At 65.4% G+C, this 17,685-nt stretch carries 11 protein-coding genes; 10 read left to right on the top strand and 1 reads right to left on the bottom strand.

What is annotated here, in order from left to right; genetic code table 11:
* Window positions 1-34: 34 nt before the first annotated feature.
* The 10 genes from F2P44_RS03295 (at window position 35) to F2P44_RS03250 (ending at window position 15,673) form a co-directional block, all read left to right on the top strand.
* A complete protein-coding gene (locus tag F2P44_RS03295) occupies window positions 35-460 on the top strand; it encodes a hypothetical protein (RefSeq protein ID WP_229423350.1) in 426 nt (141 codons plus the stop codon).
* Window positions 461-928, top strand: a complete 468-nt coding sequence (locus F2P44_RS03290) for a metallophosphoesterase family protein (protein ID WP_167084999.1) — start codon at window positions 461-463, stop codon at window positions 926-928.
* 61 nt (window positions 929-989) lie between these two features.
* Complete coding sequence (locus F2P44_RS03285) at window positions 990-2,483, top strand: sodium:solute symporter (protein ID WP_167084997.1); 1,494 nt, start codon at window positions 990-992, stop codon at window positions 2,481-2,483.
* 37 nt (window positions 2,484-2,520) lie between these two features.
* Window positions 2,521-4,386: a signal peptide peptidase SppA gene (gene sppA / locus F2P44_RS03280; RefSeq protein WP_167084995.1), complete on the top strand. Its 1,866-nt coding sequence runs from the start codon at window positions 2,521-2,523 to the stop codon at window positions 4,384-4,386.
* 295 nt (window positions 4,387-4,681) lie between these two features.
* Window positions 4,682-5,959, top strand: a complete 1,278-nt coding sequence (locus F2P44_RS03275) for an efflux RND transporter periplasmic adaptor subunit (RefSeq protein ID WP_167084993.1) — start codon at window positions 4,682-4,684, stop codon at window positions 5,957-5,959.
* Window positions 5,960-5,969: 10 nt separating this feature from the next.
* Window positions 5,970-9,068, top strand: coding sequence for an efflux RND transporter permease subunit (locus tag F2P44_RS03270; RefSeq protein WP_167084991.1), 3,099 nt, complete (start codon window positions 5,970-5,972; stop codon window positions 9,066-9,068).
* Window positions 9,065-12,274, top strand: coding sequence for an efflux RND transporter permease subunit (locus F2P44_RS03265; RefSeq protein WP_167084989.1), 3,210 nt, complete (start codon window positions 9,065-9,067; stop codon window positions 12,272-12,274). The genes F2P44_RS03270 and F2P44_RS03265 overlap by 4 nt, the downstream gene beginning before the upstream one ends.
* An 8-nt stretch (window positions 12,275-12,282) precedes the next feature.
* A complete protein-coding gene (locus F2P44_RS03260; RefSeq protein WP_167084987.1) occupies window positions 12,283-13,668 on the top strand; it encodes an efflux transporter outer membrane subunit in 1,386 nt (461 codons plus the stop codon).
* A gap of 9 nt (window positions 13,669-13,677) precedes the next feature.
* The gene (locus F2P44_RS03255) at window positions 13,678-14,169 is read left to right on the top strand and encodes an SET domain-containing protein (protein WP_167084985.1); all 492 of its coding nucleotides are present in this window, start codon (window positions 13,678-13,680) and stop codon (window positions 14,167-14,169) included.
* A gap of 136 nt (window positions 14,170-14,305) precedes the next feature.
* Window positions 14,306-15,673 carry a DUF4214 domain-containing protein gene (locus tag F2P44_RS03250; protein ID WP_167084983.1) on the top strand — a complete coding sequence of 456 codons (1,368 nt, stop codon included), beginning with the start codon at window positions 14,306-14,308 and terminating at the stop codon, window positions 15,671-15,673.
* Between the two features lie 349 nt (window positions 15,674-16,022).
* On the opposite strand, the gene F2P44_RS03245 is transcribed toward F2P44_RS03250, so the two are convergent.
* Complete coding sequence (locus F2P44_RS03245; RefSeq protein WP_167084981.1) at window positions 16,023-17,675, bottom strand: DUF4116 domain-containing protein; 1,653 nt, start codon at window positions 17,673-17,675, stop codon at window positions 16,023-16,025.
* Between the last annotated feature and the right edge of the window lie 10 nt (window positions 17,676-17,685).

Genomic DNA, 17,685 nt, shown 5'->3' with positions numbered 1-17,685 from the left:
GCTGTCGCCATGATCGCCCGAAAAGGAAGCCGCCATGCGTATGCTCACTGCCCTTGCGCTGTCACTGGCCGTGCTCGCGCCCGCCACCCACGGCGCGCCGCTGGCGGCCAGCCATCCCATCCTCGGCATCTGGAAGCTGACGCTGCCCGACGGCAGCTGCTCCGAAACCTACCGCTTTCGCGGCGACGGCACCACGCTCGTGATCAGCGCCGCCGAGGTCTCGGAAAGCACCTTCGACATTCCCGCGAAGCCGAGCGCCGCCGGCTTCTACAAGCTGGTCGACAAGAACGTCAAAGTCAACGGCAAGCCCGATTGCTCGGGCAAGGTCATGAAAACCGGCGCCACGGGCACCAATTTCATTCGTTTTCATCCATCCGGCTTCTTGTTCGTGATGTGCGCCGCCGAGTCCTTCGATGCCTGCATCGGCCCGTTCCGGCGTGTCGCGGGTAAGGGGGTCTGATTGCTGCGCATCGGCGTCCTATCGGACACGCATGGCTTGCTGCGTCCCGAAGCCCTGGCCTTCCTGGCCGGTAGCGACTTTATCGTGCATGGCGGCGACATCGGCAATGCCGCCATGCTGGCGCAACTGGCCGCCATCGCGCCCCTGACGGTCGTGCGCGGCAATAACGACACGGGCGAGTGGGCTGCCAGCGTGCCGCACAGTGCCACCCTGGCCGTGGGCGGCGTGCGCCTGTTTGCGCTGCACGATATCGGCCAGCTCGATGCGGCCGCGCTGCCCGATGATGTCAGGGTGGTGGTGTATGGCCATTCGCACCGCCCGCTGGCCGAACAGCGCGGCCCGCTGCTGTACCTGAACCCCGGCAGCGCCGGCCCGCGCCGTTTCAGCCTGCCCGTCAGCGCCGCCGAACTGCTGGTCGATGGCGACCGGGTGCGGGCCAACATCGTCGAGCTGATTTCCCGGCCTTGAACATCTGCCCCGGCCCGGCTGGGTGTATATTGCTGCCGGTTCTATCATCCAAGGCAATGTCATGTCCCCGGCTTTACTTCTTTGCATCCTCATCGCTTACTTTGCCCTGCTATTGGGCGTAGCCTGGGCCACCTCGCGCAACGCCACCAACGACAGCTTCTACATTGGGAATAAAAGCAGCAACTGGAAGCTGGTCGCCTTCGGCATGGTCGGCACCACCCTGTCCGGCGTGACCTTCATCAGCGTGCCCGGCGCGGTGGGGCGCGACGGTTTCGGCTACATGCAGATCCTGATCGGCTACGTGATCGGCTACATCGCGGTCGCGTTCATCCTGCTGCCGCTGTACTACCGCCTGAAACTGACCTCGATCTACGACTACCTGAACCAGCGCCTCGGCCGGCGCGCCTGCCAGAGCGGCGCTTCCTTCTTCATTCTCTCGCGCCTCTTGGGCGCCACCGCGCGCCTGTACCTGGTCGTGAACATTTTGCAGGCCATCATCCTCGATAGCCTGGGCGTGCCGTTCTGGCTCACCACCCTGGTCATCCTGGCCATGATTTTGATGTACACCTACCAGGGCGGGGTCAAGACCATCGTCTGGACCGATACCCTGCAAACGAGCTGCATGCTATTCGGGCTGGTCGCCTGCATCGCCATCCTGCTCGGCCAGATGGACCTGTCGGTCGGCCAGGGCCTGGCCCAGATGCAGGAGCGCGGCCTGTCGCGCATATTTACCACGTCCTTCGACAGTCCCAACTTCTACCTCAAGCAGATCGTGGCCGGCGCCTTCATCGTCCTCAGCATGACCGGCATGGACCAGGAGATGATGCAAAAGACGATCTCCGTCAAGACCCTGGCCGATTCCCAGAAAAACCTGCTCAGCCTCACCGTGATCCTGGTCGTGGTGCTGTCGCTGTTCATGTTCCTGGGCGGCCTGCTGTACCTGTACGCGCCGCTGGCGGGCGTGTCCGCCAGCGGCGACAAGCTGTTCCCCGCCATCGTCATGGGCCACTTGCCGGTGGCGCTGCAAATCATCTTTTTGATCGCGCTGATCTCGGCCCTGTTCCCCAGCGCCGACGGCGCCATCACCGCGCTCACTTCGACGGTCTGCATCGACCTGCTTGGCCTGACCCGCCGCCACGACCTGGCGGAGCACGACAAGGTGCGCTGGCGCCAGCGCGTGCACCTGGGTTTCGCCCTGCTGTTCCTGGTGCTGGTGATGGCCTTCAAATGGGTCGACAGTCCCAGCATGATCGGCGTGATCCTGAAAGTGGCCAGCTATACCTACGGTCCGCTGCTCGGCCTGTTCGCCTTCGGCATCTTGACCCGGCGCACGCTCAGGGACTGCTGGGTGCCGCTGGTGGCCGTCGGCGGGCCGGTCATTTGCGCTTTCCTTGAATATAATCAAACATTGCTGTTGGGAAGTTATCGCCTTGGGCTTGAGTTGCTCATGATTAATGGCATATTGGTGTTTGCCGGCTTGTGGGCGATTTCCAGCCCTGGGCGCGCCCCGCATTTCGGACGGGACCCGGCAATTTCGCTTACAGTAGACGTTTAGCCTTTACCAACCCCCTCATTTTTCTGCCGGAGTACCGATGTCATTCAAACCCTTGTCTTCCCTTCGCCGTGGTTTCGGCGTGTTCTGGAGAGCGGTCGACAGCACGCGCCGGGGCGTGCTCAACGTGCTGTTCCTGGTCATCGTCGTATTCCTGCTGATCGCCATGTTCGGCGGCGGCGGCGTCAAGCCGATCGCGAAACAGACCGCGCTGGTGCTCGAAATCAAGGGCAACCTGGTCGAACAGCACAGCGGCAACGTGCGCGAGGCGCTCATGGCCAACGCCGGCGCTGGCGAAGTACGCAGGTCGGTGCAGCTGCGCGACGTGCTCACCGTGCTCGATCGGGCCGCCAAGGACCCGCAGATCAGCAGCGTGCTGCTGCTGCTCGACGAGATGGATGGCGCCGGCCTGGCCATGCTCAATGAAGTCGGCCTGGCCATCGACCGCGTCAAGGCGTCCGGCAAGCCCGTCATTGCCTGGGGCAGCTCGTTCGACCAGCGCCAGTACAGCATCGCCTCGCACGCCACCCAGGTCTATCTGCACCCGATGGGCGCGGTCATGATCGAAGGCTTCGGCCGTTACCGCAACTACTACCGCGATGCGCTCGACAAGGTTGGCGTGACGGTCAACCTGATGAAGGTCGGTACCTACAAGAGCTTCGCCGAGCCGTACATTGGCAATGGCCCGTCGCCGGAGGCCGCCGAAGCGGACGCCTTCCTCTACAAGGCACTGTGGGCCGGCTACACCGCCGACGTCGAAAAAAACCGCAAGCTGCCGGCCGGCTGGATCGCCAAGAGCATCGAGAACCTTCCTGCCCTGATGGAAGAAGCCGGCGGCGACACCGGCAAGCTGGCCCTCTCCAGCAAACTGGTGGACGGCCTGAAAACGCGCGACGAAGTGCGCGCCTTGATGATCGCGCGCGGCGCCAGGGACGATGAAGGCACGAGCTTTCGCCAGGTTGCATTCGGCGAGTACCTGATGCGCACGACCCCGGATCTGATGGGCGAGGCCGTTGGCGTGATCGTGGCCGCCGGCGAAATCAGCGACGGCAATGCACCTGCGGGCTCGATCGGTGGCCTGTCCACCGCGAACCTGATTCGCAAGGCGCGCGAGGACAAGCAGATCAAGGCGGTCGTACTGCGCGTCGATTCGCCCGGCGGCAGCGCCTTCGGTTCGGAACTGATCCGGCGCGAGCTGGAACTGACGCGCGCCGCCGGCAAGCCGGTGGTGGTGTCGATGGGCAGCGTGGCGGCATCCGGCGGCTACTGGATTTCGATGGCGTCCGACGAAGTGGTTGCCGACCGCGCCACCATCACCGGTTCGATCGGCGTGTTCGCGATCTTGCCGACCGCCGAAAAAGTGGTCGACAAACTGGGCATCCACACTGCCGGCGTGACCACCACCTGGCTGGCCGACGCCTACAATCCAATGCGTCCGCTCGACCCGCGCTTCGCCCAGCTGATCCAGAGCAGCATCAACCATATTTACAGCGACTTCACCACCAAGGCCGCCGCGGCGCGCAAGACCACCCAGCCGAAGATCGACGAAGTGGGGCAGGGCCGCGTGTGGACTGGCGTGCAGGCCAAGGAACGCGGCCTGGTCGACACCATCGGCAGCTACACCGATGCGCTCAAGTCGGCCGCCAAACGCGCCAAGCTGGCCGACGGCTACCGCGTCGCTTACGTCGAGCGCGAGGTGTCGGCATTCGAGCGCGTGCTCACGTCCGTGTTCGGCGTGAGCGCCGCGCACGCGGTCAACATCGAGGTCAAACTGGGCCTGATGCCAACCGGCGTGCCATCGAGCGCCGTGGCCGAAGTGAGCAAGGAACTGGGCTGGCTGTCCGACATGGCCAAGGACCGCAAGCCATTTACGGCGGTCACTCACTGCATGTGCACGGCGCCCTGACGTTTTGCCGCTGTATCCGGATGGGCAGTCCATGCCCATCCGCCCGACCAGCCATCGATTTGTAGCGGCTTTGTAACGCCATGTAGCCTGTTACAAAGTCGCCTTCAGTACCTCTGCTCCCTATGACAAGGCATCCTGCGCCAGGCGTTCGCGCCCGGTGGCGGCGTGCGCATGTCCATACCGCCCATGAATCGCCTGTTGTTGGCGCCCGTTGCTGTCTCCCCCGAAACATGCCGTTTACCTTGTCCGTGCTAGAGTTCCTTGAATAATCGTTGCAATCAAGACAAGGAAAAGCATGAACCCATCACCTTCCCAGCCACGGCGCAGCCGCCGTGCCAAGATCATCGGTAGCGTGATTGCCGTGCTCGCCATGGCCGGACTGGGCGGACTGGCCTGGTACCTGACCCACCAGAGCCCTGCCAGCGGCCCAGGCGCCGCGCCGGGCGCGCCATCCGGCCCCGGTGGTGGTGGCGGCGGGGGCCGTGGTGGGCGCGGCGGCGGCATGGCGACCACGGTCGGCGTGGCCACGGCCGAACGCACCGACATCCCGGTCATCCTCGACGCCCTCGGCACCGTCACCGCCGCCGCCACGGCCACGGTGCGTCCGCAAGTGTCGGGCATCCTGCAAAAGATCCACTTCAGCGAAGGACAACTGGTCAAGGCGGGCCAGGTGATGGCCACCATCGACCCGCGTCCGTTCGAGATGGCGCTGATGCAGGCCTCCGGCACGCGCCAGCGCAACGAAGCGCAGCTCGATGGCGCCAGGGTCACGCTGGAGCGCTACCGCACGCTGCTCGCGCAAGACTCGATCGCGCGCCAGGAAGTCGACACGCAAGCCGCGCTGGTCAAGCAGCTGCAAGGCACCGCCATGAGCGACCGCGCGGCCGAAGGCGTGGCGCGCCTGAATTTGAGCTACACCCAGGTCAAGGCGCCGATCACGGGCCGGGTGGGGCTGCGCGTGATCGACATGGGCAACCTGGTCGGCAGCGGCGACGCCAATGGCATCGCCGTGATCACCCAGCTCGCGCCCATCGATGTCGAATTCGCGGTGCCGCAAGACCGCGTGCCGGACCTGCAAGGGCGCATCCGCGACAGCGCCAGCCTGGCCGCCACCGCGTTCGACCGCACCCGTACCAACTCGCTTGCCAAAGGCGAATTCAAGGCGCTCGACAACCAGGTCGATGTGCAGACCGGCACCGTGCGCGCCAAGGCGCGCTTCGCCAACGGCGACCAGGCGCTGTTCCCCAGCCAGTTCGTCAACCTGCGCCTGGAACTGCGCACCATCAAGGATGCCGTGGTGGTGCCGGTGACCGCGCTGCGACATGGCAGCACGGGAGACTTTGTGTACGTGCTCAATCCGGCCGAGCGCACGGTCGCGGTGCGCCCGGTCACGCGCGGCCAGGCCACGGTCGACAAGGTGGAAGTAAAAACCGGCCTGAAAGCCGGCGAGCAGGTGATCACCGAAGGCGCCGACCGTCTCAAGGATGGCGCCAAAGTGACCCTGCCGACCGACAAGCCGGCTGCCGGTGCCGCTGGCGGACGTCGCCGCCAGCGCGAAGGAACGCCGAAATGAAGGGCGCGCGATGAATCCATCCGCTCCGTTCATCCAGCGCCCGGTCGCCACCTCGCTGCTGATGCTGGCGATCGTGCTGGCCGGCTTTGTCGGCTTCAAGTTCCTGCCGCTATCGGCGCTGCCGCAGGTCGATTTCCCGACCATCCAGGTGCAGACGCTGTATCCGGGCGCCAGCCCGGAAGTCATGGCGCGCACCGTCACCGCGCCGCTGGAACGCCGCTTCGGCCAGATGTCCGGCCTGCAGCGCATGAGTTCCACCAGCGCGTCCGGCGTGTCGATCGTCACGCTGCAGTTCGGCCTGGGGCAAACGCTCGACGTGGCCGAGCAGGAAGTGCAGGCGGCGATCAACGCCGGCGGCTCGCTGCTGCCGGCCGACCTGCCCGCGCCGCCGGTGTACGCCAAGGTCAACCCGGCCGACGCGCCGGTGCTCACCCTGGCCATCACGTCCGACACGGTGCCGCTGACCGGGGTGCAGAACCTGGTCAACACGCGCCTGGCGCTGAAAATCAGCCAGGTGGCGGGCGTCGGCCTGGTCACCCTGAGCGGCGGACAGCGGCCGGCGGTGCGCATCCAGGCCGATACCGGCGCGCTGGCCACCTACGGCCTGGGGCTGGACACGCTGCGCAGCGCGATCTCGGGCGCCAACGCCAACAGCGCCAAGGGGAACTTCGACGGTCCCACGCGCTCTTACGCGATCAACGCCAACGACCAGCTCTTGACCGTGCCCGATTACGAAAAACTGATCATCGCCTACCGCAACGGCGCCCCGGTGCGCCTGTCGGACGTGGCCAAGGTGGTCGACAGCGCCGAAAACGTCAAGCTGGGCGCCTGGGCCAACATGAAGCCGGCCATCATCCTCAACGTGCAGCGCCAGCCCGGCGCCAACGTCATCGCCACGGTGGACGCCATCAAGGCGCGCCTGCCCGAGCTGCAAGCGAGCCTGCCCGGCGCGCTGCGGCTCGACGTGCTGTCGGACCGTACCACCGGCATCCGCGCCTCCGTTACCCACGTCGAACTCGAACTGCTGCTGGCCGTGGCGCTGGTGGTGCTGGTGATCTTCGCCTTCCTGCACAGCGTGCGCGCCACCGTCATTGCCAGCCTGGCGGTGCCGATCTCGCTGATCGGCACCTGCGGTGCCATGTACCTGCTCGGCTACAGCCTGAATAACCTGTCCCTCATGGCGCTGACGATCGCCACCGGCTTCGTGGTCGACGACGCCATCGTCATGATCGAAAACATCGCGCGCTACATCGAAGAAGGCGAAACGCCGATGGCGGCCGCCGTCAAGGGCGCGGCGCAGATCGGCTTTACCATCATTTCGCTGACGGTGTCGCTGATCGCCGTGCTGATTCCGCTGCTGTTCATGGGCGACGTGGTGGGGCGCCTGTTCCGCGAGTTCGCCATTACCCTGGCGATCACCATCCTGATCTCGGGCGTGGTGTCGTTGACGCTGGTGCCGATGATGTCGGCGCGCTGGCTGCGCAGCCATGAGGACGAGAAGCCGGGGCGCATGGCGCAACGCACCCAGCTTTTTTTTGAGCGCGTGATCGTCCGCTACGGCCACGCGCTGGACTGGGTACTGGCGCGCCAGGGCCTGACCCTGCTGGTGGCGCTGGCTACATTGGTGCTCACGGCCGTGCTGTATGTGCTCATTCCCAAGGGCCTGTTCCCGACCCAGGACACCGGCCAGCTCCAGGCGCGCGTGGAAATGCGCCAGTCGATTTCCTACGACCGCATGGCCGAACTGCAGCAGGCGGCCGGCAATGCGATCCTGGCCGATCCCGATGTGGAGTCGATCAGCTCCAACGTCGGCGTCGATGCGGCCAATAACACCATGCTGCACGCCGGCCGCATGCTGATCAACCTGAAACACGACAAGGCGTCCAGCCAGGCCGCGATCATGGAGCGCCTGCGCCGCCGCGTGGCCGACGTGGCCGGCGTCACCCTGTACCTGCAACCGACCCAGGACCTGACCATCGACGCCGAAAGCGGCCCGACCCTGTACCGCGTCTCGCTCGAGGGGGCCGACAGCGCCACCGTCAGCCAGTGGGCGGCCACGCTGGTCAAGCACCTCCAGCAGAACAGGCAGGTGACGAACGTGGTGACCGACGCAGGCGCCACCGGCGTCTCGGCCTTCGTCGGCATCGACCGCGATACCGCCTCGCGCCTGTCGGTCACGGCGGCCTCCATCGACGACGCCCTGTACAGCGCCTATGGCCAGCGCATCGTCTCAACCATCTTCACCGAGACCAACCAGTACCGCGTGATCCTGGAAGCCCAGCGCGACCCGCACATGTCGATCGCCGCGCTGGGCCAGTTGCCGATCAAGACCGGCTCCGGCAAGACCACGCCGCTGTCGGCGGTGGCAAACATCAGCGAGCAGCCGGCACCGCTGCAAATCACCCACGTGGCGCAATACCCGGCCACCACCATCGGTTTCGACACCGCGCCGGGCGTCTCGCTGGGCCAGTCGGTCGAGGCGATCCGCGCCGCCGCCCTGGAAATCAAGCTGCCGGCGTCGGTCAGCATGACCTTCCTCGGCGCAGCGGGCGCCTATCAAGCGTCGTTGTCGAACCAGCTGTGGCTCATCCTGGCGGCCGTGGTGTGCGTCTACATCGTGCTCGGCGTGCTGTACGAAAGCTATGTGCATCCGCTGACGATCCTGTCCACCTTGCCGTCGGCCGGCGTGGGCGCGCTGCTGGCGCTGATGATCAGCGGCCAGGACCTGGGCGTGATCGGCATTATCGGCATCATTCTCCTGATCGGCATCGTCAAGAAGAACGCGATCATGATGATCGACTTTGCCATCGAGGCGGAGCGGGAGCAGGGCATGGCCCCGCGCGAGGCGATCCGGCAGGCCGCGCTGCTGCGCTTTCGCCCGATTCTAATGACCACCCTGGCCGCGCTGTTCGCGGCGGTGCCGCTCATGCTCGGCTGGGGCGAGGGCGCCGAACTGCGCCGCCCACTGGGCCTGGCCATCTTCGGTGGCCTGATCGTCAGCCAGATGCTCACGCTGTTTACGACGCCGGTGATTTACCTCGGCTTCGACAGCCTGGCGCGGCGCTGGCCGCGTAAGGACGCCATCGTGGCGGGCGAGGGGGCCAAGTGAACCTGTCCGAGCCATTCGTGCGGCGCCCGATCGCCACCGTCCTGCTCACGCTCGGCATCGCGCTGGCCGGTATCGGCGCGTTCTTCGTGCTGCCGGTCTCGCCGCTGCCGCAGGTGGATTTCCCGACCATCTCGGTGAGCGCGTCGCTGCCGGGCGCCAGCCCCGACACCATGTCGACCAGCGTGGCCACGCCGCTGGAGCGGCGCCTGGGCGTGATCTCCGGCGTGAACGAAATGACTTCGTCGAGTGGCAGCGGATCGACGCGCGTGAGCCTGCAGTTCGATTTGAACCGCAAGATCGATTCCGCCGCGCGCGAAGTGCAGGCGGCCATCAGCGCGGCGCGCGCCGACCTGCCGTCCACCCTCAAAAGCAATCCGACCTACCGCAAGGCCAATCCGTCCGACGCGCCCATCATCATCCTGGCGCTGACGTCCAAGACCAAGTCGCCGGGCCAGATTTTCGAGTCGGTATCGAACCTGGTGCAGCAAAAACTGGCGCAGGTGCAGGGCGTGGGCGACGTGGAAATCGGCGGCGGTTCGCTGCCGGCGGTGCGCGTCGAATTGCTGCCGTATGCGCTGAACCGCTACGGCGTCTCGACCGAGGACGTGCGCGCCGCGATCCAGTCGACCAATGCCAACCGGCCCAAGGGTGCGATCGAAGGCAATGGCATGCGCCTGCAAATCTACTCGCAGGCCAGCACCGCCACCGGCGGGCGCAGCGCGGCCGACTACCGCAGCCTGGTGGTCGCCTGGCGCAACGGCGCCGCCGTGCGCCTGGACGACGTGGCCGACGTGATCGATGGCGTCGAAAACGTCAATACACTGGGCCTGTTCAACGGCCAGCCGGCGGTGATCGTGCTGATCACGCGCCAGCCCGGCGCCAACGTCATCGAAACGGTGGACGGCGTGCGCTCCCTGATTCCCTCGCTCCAGGCGCAGCTGCCGCAAGACGTGAAGCTGGAAGTGGCGTCCGACAGCACCAACTCGATCCGCTCCTCGCTCGCCGAAATCGAGCTGACCCTGATGATCTCCATCCTGCTGGTGGTGCTGGTGGTCAGCCTGTTCCTGCGCAGCGTGCGCGCGACCATCATCCCGGCGGTGGCCACGGTGGTGTCGCTGCTCGGCACCTTCGGGGTGATGTACATGCTGGGTTTTTCCCTGAACAACCTGTCGCTGATGGCGCTGACCGTGGCCACCGGTTTCGTGGTCGACGATGCCATCGTGGTGCTGGAAAATACCGCCCGCCACATCGAAAACGGCATGGACCGCATGAAGGCGGCGCTGCTGGGCGCGCGCGAAGTCGGCTTTACGGTGCTGTCGATCAGCCTGTCACTGGTGGCGGTGTTCATTCCGCTGCTGTTCATGGGCGGGCAGGTGGGCCGCCTGTTCCGCGAGTTCGCCGTGACCTTGTCGGCGGCGGTGATGATTTCGCTGGTGATTTCGCTCACCACCACGCCGATGATGTGCGCCTGGCTGCTCAAACCCGCCGACCGTGAGCGCCAGCCCGGCCGCCTTGCGCGCTGGGCCGAGCGCGGTTTCGACCGCATCCACAAAGCCTACGAGCATTCGCTCGACTGGGCGTTGGGCAGCATCGCGCTGGTAATGCTCATTTTCGTATTCGTGATCGGCCTGAATGTGTATCTGTTCAGCGCCGCGCCCAAGGGCTTCTTTCCACAACAGGACACGGGCCAGATCAGCGGCGGCCTGCGCGCCGACCAGAGCATTTCGTTCCAGGCCATGCAGGCCAAGTTGAAGCAGCTGGTCGACATCATCCGGCGCGACCCGGCGGTGGCCACGGTGGTCGGCTTTACCGGTGGCGCGCGCGCCGGCGGCGGTTTCATGTTCATCAACCTGAAACCGGTGTCCGAACGCAGCGACGGCGGCCAGGCCGTGATTGCGCGCCTGCGCCCGCAACTGGCCAAGGTCACCGGCGTGTCGATGTTCCACAACCCGGTGCAGGACTTGCGCATGGGCGGGCGCCAGTCCAACTCGACCTACCAGTACACCTTAAAGAGCGACAACCGGGCCGACCTCAAACTGTGGGCCGGCAAGCTGGCCGATTCCATGAAGCGCCAGAGCGCGCTGGTCGATGTCGATACCGACCAGGCCGAAAACGGCGTCGAGATGTTCGTCCAGATCGACAAGGACAGCGCCGCGCGCCTGGGCATCAACCCGCGCGACGTCGACAATGCGCTGTATAACGCATTCGGCCAGCGCCAGGTCACCACCATCTATGACGAACTCAATCAGTACAGCGTGATCATGGGCGTGGCGAAGCAGTACCAGCAGTCGCCCGAAGCGCTGAACGACGTGTACCTGCCCTCGCGCGGCACCGCCAGCGCCGGCGGCGCGGCCACGCCAGCCAACACCACCGCCGCGCGCGATCCATCCAGCGGCCAGGCTTTGAGCGGCGCTGCCACCACCATGGTGCCGCTGTCGGCGATTGCCAGCTTCGCCGAAAGCTCCACGCCGACCTCGGTCAACCACCAGGATGGCGAACTGGCGACGACCGTTTCGTTCAACCTGGCGCAGGGCAGCAACCTGGCCGACGGGCAGGCGGCGGTGAAGCAGGCCGAGGCCGACATCGGCCTGCCGAACAATGTGCGCGGCAGCTTCCAGGGTACGGCGCGCGCGGCCGATGAATCGAACAAGGAGCAGCCGATGCTGATCGCGGCCGCCATCGTCGTCATCTACATCGTGCTCGGCATCCTGTACGAAAGCCTGGTGCACCCGATCACCGTGCTCTCGACCCTGCCATCGGCCGGCGTGGGTGCCGTGCTGGCCCTGCTGCTGTTCAAGATGGAATTTTCAATCATCGCCCTGATCGGCGTGTTTTTGCTGATCGGGATCGTGAAGAAGAATGCGATCCTGATCATCGACTTCGCGCTGGAAGCGGAGCGCACGCGCGGCCTGACGCCGCTCGAAGCGGTGCGCGAAGCGTGCCTGCTGCGATTCCGCCCGATCCTGATGACCACCCTGGCGGCGGCACTGGGCGCCTTGCCGCTGGCGATCGGCTTTGGCGAAGGCTCGGAGCTGCGCCGCCCGCTCGGCATCGCCATCATCGGTGGCCTGATCGCCAGCCAGGTACTGACCTTGCTCACCACACCCGTCGTCTACGTCGTGATGGACAAGCTGCGCCGCCGCAGCCCCGCCGAGCGCCAGCTTGGTCATCATTCCGACAATGCTGCCTCACCCAATCCACAATGAGTATTCCTATGCGCGCCATTCCGTTGCTTCGTCTTTTACCGCTGGCGGCTCTCCTGCTTGGCGGCTGCGCCGTCGGCCCGGCGTACGTGAAGCCCACCACGCCTGAACCGGCCGCATTCAAGGAAGCCCAGGGCTGGTCGCCCGCCGCCCCGGCCGATGCGCTCGACCGCGGCCCCTGGTGGACCCTGTTCAACGATGCCGTTTTGAACGAACTGGCCGGGCAGATCGAGGTCTCGAACCAGAACGTGGCCGCCGCCGTAGCCGCGTATGCGCAATCGCGCGCGCTGGTGCAGCAGCAGCGCGCGGCCCTGTTCCCGAGCGTGTCGCTCAGTACCAGCGGCGAGCGCTCGGGCACGCGCAATGCCGGCGCCGACAACAACTACCGGCTCAACATCGGCACCAGCTGGGAACCCGACCTGTGGGGCCGCTTGCGCGCCAGCGCGAGCGCGGGCAGCGCCAATGCCCACGCCAGCGCCGCCGACCTGGCATCGGCGCGCCTGTCGGCCCAGGGCGAACTGGCGGCCAATTACTTCGTGCTGCGCCAGACCGATGCCCAGGCGGCGCTGCTGGCGGCCACCATCGAAGGCTACCAGCGGCTGCTGCAGATCACGCAGAACCGCTTCGATGCCGGCATCGCCGCCAAATCCGACGTGCTGCAGGCCAGCACCCAACTGGCCAACGCCCGGATCGACGCCTTGTCGCTGGTGCGCCAGCGGGCCCAGTTCGAGCACGCCATCGCCATCTTGCTGGGCAAGGCGCCGGCCGACTTCACCCTGGCGGCGGCGCCGTGGCTAGCCTTTGTGCCCGAGATTCCGGTCGGCGTGCCATCGGCGCTGTTGCAGCGGCGGCCCGACATCGCCGCCGCCGAACGGCGCGTGGCGTCGGCCAATGAGCAGATCGGCATCGCGCGTTCGGCCTACTATCCCAACATCGGCCTGACCGGCTCCGTGGGCAATGCGGGCAGCAGGGTGTCGGACCTGTTCAGCGCCTCGAGCGCGCTGTGGTCCTTCGGCCTGAGCGCCGCGCAAAGCCTGTTCAATGCCGGCGCCACGCGCGCCAGCGTGGCGGGTGCCGAAGCAGGGCAGCAGGCGGCGGTGGCGCGCTACCGCCAGACGGTGCTCGACGCCTTTGGCGACGTGGAAAACCAGCTCTCCGCCACGCGCGTGCTGGCGCAGCAGATGGTGCTGCGGCGCCAGGCGTCCGAGTCGGCCGACCAGGTCGAGGCGCAGATGCTCAATCGCTACAAGGCGGGGCAGGTCGGTTACAGCGAGGTGGTGCAGGCCCAGGCCAGTGCGCTGTCAGCGCGGCGCGCGCTGGTGCAGGCGCAGGGCGACCGCCAGAGCACCGCGATTTCGTTAATCCAGTCATTGGGCGGCGGCTGGCAAGCGCAGTAAAATACGCGGATGACGACCACACCCTCCACATCCGGTACAACCGAACCCGCCTGCTACGAAGTACGGCGTTCCACCATCCACGGCAACGGCGTATTCGCCACACGCGATATCGAACCGGGCGAGCAGATCGCCGAATACACGGGCGAGCGCATCACGTCCGACGAATCGGCGGCGCGCGCCGAAGCTGGCGGCGGCCCGGTCAACCATACCTTTTTCTTTTCGCTGGCCGACGGCATGGTCATCGACGGTGGCCGTGGCGGCAACGATTCGCGTTTCATCAACCACGCCTGCGAACCGAATTGCGAAGCGCAGGAAGACGAGGGCAGGGTATTCATCCATGCGCTGCACCCGATCATGCGCGACGAAGAACTCAAATATAACTACGCCCTGATCTACGAAGAGCGCCACACGCCGGCCGTGAAAAAGGCGTTCGAATGCCGCTGCGGCGCGCCCACCTGCACCGGCACCATGCTGGCACCGAAAAAACGCAAGCGTCGCTGAGCCGCTTGCCGCTTGATTGCTTGCCGGTGTGGTATCGATTACACGCCGTCCGGCGCTTGGGCGGTATCGATCATCAAGTATATTGGGAAATATGTGTTATAATTAAGCAACTTTTATCATATTGAAATCCTTATTCATGCATTATTTGACGATTGATGCGCTGCCTGATTTGAGCGCCGCGCAGATGGCCAGCGCCCATGTCTTGACGTTCCAGCCTTACGGCCCGTTTGGAGACCCGTCAGTTGTTCAACGGGATAACACCATCGCCTATTTTCAAAACCGCGGGAAAACCGCGTTTGATCATGTTACGTTTGCTTTTGACGCCGTTCAGGACAGGAGCTACTCCTTGTCCAGCGATAACAACGCCAACAACAACCAATATCCGTTCCTCGTTTTGCAACTGTACGACAAGTTCGGTAACGTTGTCGCGTACAGTAACGACAACCTGGCTGCAACGGATACGGTCCGTGACTTCGTCGCTCCCTATTCCGGCAAGTTCTACATCACACCCGGGTGGGACAAAAGCCCCTTTTCGAGCGCGTTAAGCATTGCTATTCACGGTGACGCGGTCCGCCCGGCGGGCGAAAATGTGATCGGAACGGCAGCCGATGACCGCTTGACCGCGACTGCGAAAAACGAAAACATCGACGGTGGTGCCGGCATCGACACGGTGGTCTATAAAGTACAGCAGGTCGGGTATTCGATTGTCAAACACGGCGCCGAACTGCGCGTCCAGGCGGGAGTCTTTGCCGATCTTGATATTCTGACCAACATCGAAAAGATCGAATTTAACGGCAAGCCGCTCACCATCACCTACAACGACCTGGCCCAGTCGCTGTACATTGCGTATTTCGGGCGCGCGGCCGACCCCAAGGGCCTGGCAAGCTTCCAGGACCAGCTGATCGGCATGGGCGCGCCACGCAGTGCGAATGAGCTGGCGGCGAAATATGCGCTCGATCCAGCCATCAAGGGATTGATCGATTCCTTCGGCTTGAGTGCGGAATCGAAGCTTCTCTACCAGGGCGACAGCAAGTCCTTCGTTGACGCCATTTTCCACAATGTGCTGAACCGGGCGCCGGCCGAAAGTGGACTCAAGTTCTGGTCGGAGGCGATCGACTCGGGCGTACTGACCCGTGCCAACGCATCGTTGTCGATCATGGCCGGTGCCCAGTCGAATACCTCGCCCCAGGGGCTGCTTGACAGCACCACGGTGGCAAACAAGATTGATGTGGCATCGACCTTCACCTTCGCTCTCGATACGGTCGAGCGGGCGGCGGCTTACAGCGGCAGTGCGGCGGCAGCCGCCGCGCGCGGGCTGTTGGCCAGTGTCACGAACGAAACGGATGTCATGTATATGCACGCTCCGATCACCGCCGCGATCAACACCATCTCGGCCCCACGCACGTCGGGCGACCTGAATGCGCCCGAGCGGGCCGGCCATTCCGCGGCGGCGATCGAGCTGGTCGGCGTGCCTTCCGCTGATGGATGGTTCGATAGTCTGTAAGCCAGGCGACAGCGGGGCCGGGACGGCCTCGCTCAAGCGCGCCATGCCCTCGTCACAGTAGCCGCGCGCGTCATCCATGTCAGCAGTGCCGGTCCATACGCCGCGGGCGTCGACATGGCCGCAGCGCTGACATGGCCTGCGGCCACCAGCCGCAGTTGGGCGGCGGCAGCCTGCGCATGGAAGTGGACCCGACATCGCCGCCGCCGAACTGCGCGTGGCGTCGGCCAATGAGCAGATCGCCGAAGACACGGGCGAGCGCAAAGGCGTTTGAATGCCGCTGCGGCGCACCCACCTGCACCGGCACCATGCTGGCCCCCAAAAAGCGCAAGCGTGCCAAGGCCGGCTGACCTCAGCCAGCTTTACCGGTGCTGCGGAAGGCGGGCGGCACCCGGCTTTCGTGCTTGTTATTGGTGCGCACGGCCAGCGCGTACAGTGCGGCCGTCATCAGGCGCTTTGGCACATGGGCTACCGCCTCCGGGTCGATGCCGACCGCCAGGTCCACCATCGCCCGGGTGATGCGGCGCGCGGGGATTTGCGACAGCACCAGCGGATTGGAGCGCAGTTCATCGAGCAGCGTCGCCTCATCGGCCTCGTTGAAAGCGGTGCGCGCGATGGTGCGCAGCCAGTCCGTATCGACCGCCGGCCCGAATTCGGGCTCATAATCGCTGCATGAGGACAGCACGTTTGCTGCCTCCCCGGCGGCCCGAAACGCTTGCCCGTTCGCGCGGTATGCACTGGCCAGTACGTAGTGCATGTGCGCGGGATCGTCGACCTGCCCGAGGGCCAGCAGCGCGTCGCTGATCGCGCCTTCCCAATTCCTGTTCCACAGCCGGGTCCAGGCACGCAGTGCATGCCAGCGGCAGCCGGTTTCCTTTGTCCCGGCCGGGCCCTGCTGGCGTGCGATGACGCTTGTAGCGATAACCTCCTTGAGCGCATCCGGCACGCCGGAAAACGCCTGCATGTTGCGCTTGATCGCCGCCAGGCAAAGCTCGGGGCTGCGCAGCCCTTCGGGCAGGTAGCCCAGCGACATCGGGTCGGTCTTGATCCAGTTCGCGCATACATCGGCGGTCAGGAACGCTTCCGGGATCAGCGCGAGATCGCTGGCATCGACGCGCATGACCATGTCCGCCGTGATGGACGCACGGGGGACGTGGCGCAGGTTGGCGCTGCTGCCGAGCCGGACCCTCGCGTACATGGTTTCGCTGCGCAGCCACAGGGGGGCCGAGCCGAGACCGGCGCCGGCCGCCAGGGCGTTCATGCAAAATTGTTCGTCAACCAGGCAGCCCCAGACCTCGTACAGGCAGTTGACGTCAAACGTGGCTGGAACGCGCGAGCTGCGCTTGTCGCGCCGGCACCAGTCGTCGTCATCCCCGTACAGCGAGCGGGCCAGGGCCAGTCCCTCGGCCGTCATGCAGCTGCCCGGCACGTCGGCAGCGTGATCCGCACTATGCCTGATGATCCGTTCCAGCCGGGCCGGCGTTTGCAGGTGCGCCGGCAGTTCCTGCAGGGCTTCCGCGTCACGCTCGACGGCGTAGTCCGCGACGGCGTCGTCGATCAGTTCCGGCGGCATGTGCGTGATGGCGTGTTTCGTACCATAGGCCCAGTCAAACCATTCCTGCGCGGTTTGCGGCACGGGTTTTTCTTCGACGGGGGGCGCCGGAGCAACCGGACAGCGCCCTGCGAGCGCGGCCTCCAGCGTCTCTTTTGAAGGGGCGCAAAGCAGGCTGATATTGTGCCACTCGTTGCCGTCGCCATTGTCGCTTTCCAGCTCGATGGACAGCCATAACTGGTTCGACTCGGGCCGGGTCGCATCCGGACCTGCAATCGGCTGGCGCAGCGCGACCTGCCACGCAGGCAGCCCGGCGGCCGGCGAGCCATCCGGAACGTCGGGGTCCGGGTCGGGCGGTCCGAAGTGGGCAACCAACCGCTCCATGCAGCGTGTGTACATCGCTTCGGACATCCGCTCGCGTTCAAAACTGAGGAATTCGTACACTGCGTTCACGTGTCCATCG

The sequence above is a fragment of the Massilia frigida genome (assembly GCF_011682175.1).
Taxonomy (GTDB): Bacteria; Pseudomonadota; Gammaproteobacteria; order Burkholderiales; family Burkholderiaceae_D; genus Telluria_A; species Telluria_A frigida.
Note: the sequence above shows the minus strand (reverse complement) of the source record. Positions and strands in the feature narration are given on the sequence as shown.

What these genes read in the sequence shown, in the direction of transcription:
- F2P44_RS03260 (WP_167084987.1), top strand. Translation starts at nt 12,283, where the DNA reads ATGCGCGCCATTCCGTTGCTTCGTCTTTTACCGCTGGCGGCTCTCCTG.
- F2P44_RS03270 (WP_167084991.1), top strand. Translation starts at nt 5,970, where the DNA reads ATGAATCCATCCGCTCCGTTCATCCAGCGCCCGGTCGCCACCTCGCTG.
- F2P44_RS03250 (WP_167084983.1), top strand. Translation starts at nt 14,306, where the DNA reads ATGCATTATTTGACGATTGATGCGCTGCCTGATTTGAGCGCCGCGCAG.
- F2P44_RS03285 (WP_167084997.1), top strand. Translation starts at nt 990, where the DNA reads ATGTCCCCGGCTTTACTTCTTTGCATCCTCATCGCTTACTTTGCCCTG.
- F2P44_RS03275 (WP_167084993.1), top strand. Translation starts at nt 4,682, where the DNA reads ATGAACCCATCACCTTCCCAGCCACGGCGCAGCCGCCGTGCCAAGATC.
- F2P44_RS03295 (WP_229423350.1), top strand. Translation starts at nt 35, where the DNA reads ATGCGTATGCTCACTGCCCTTGCGCTGTCACTGGCCGTGCTCGCGCCC.
- sppA (WP_167084995.1), top strand. Translation starts at nt 2,521, where the DNA reads ATGTCATTCAAACCCTTGTCTTCCCTTCGCCGTGGTTTCGGCGTGTTC.
- F2P44_RS03255 (WP_167084985.1), top strand. Translation starts at nt 13,678, where the DNA reads ATGACGACCACACCCTCCACATCCGGTACAACCGAACCCGCCTGCTAC.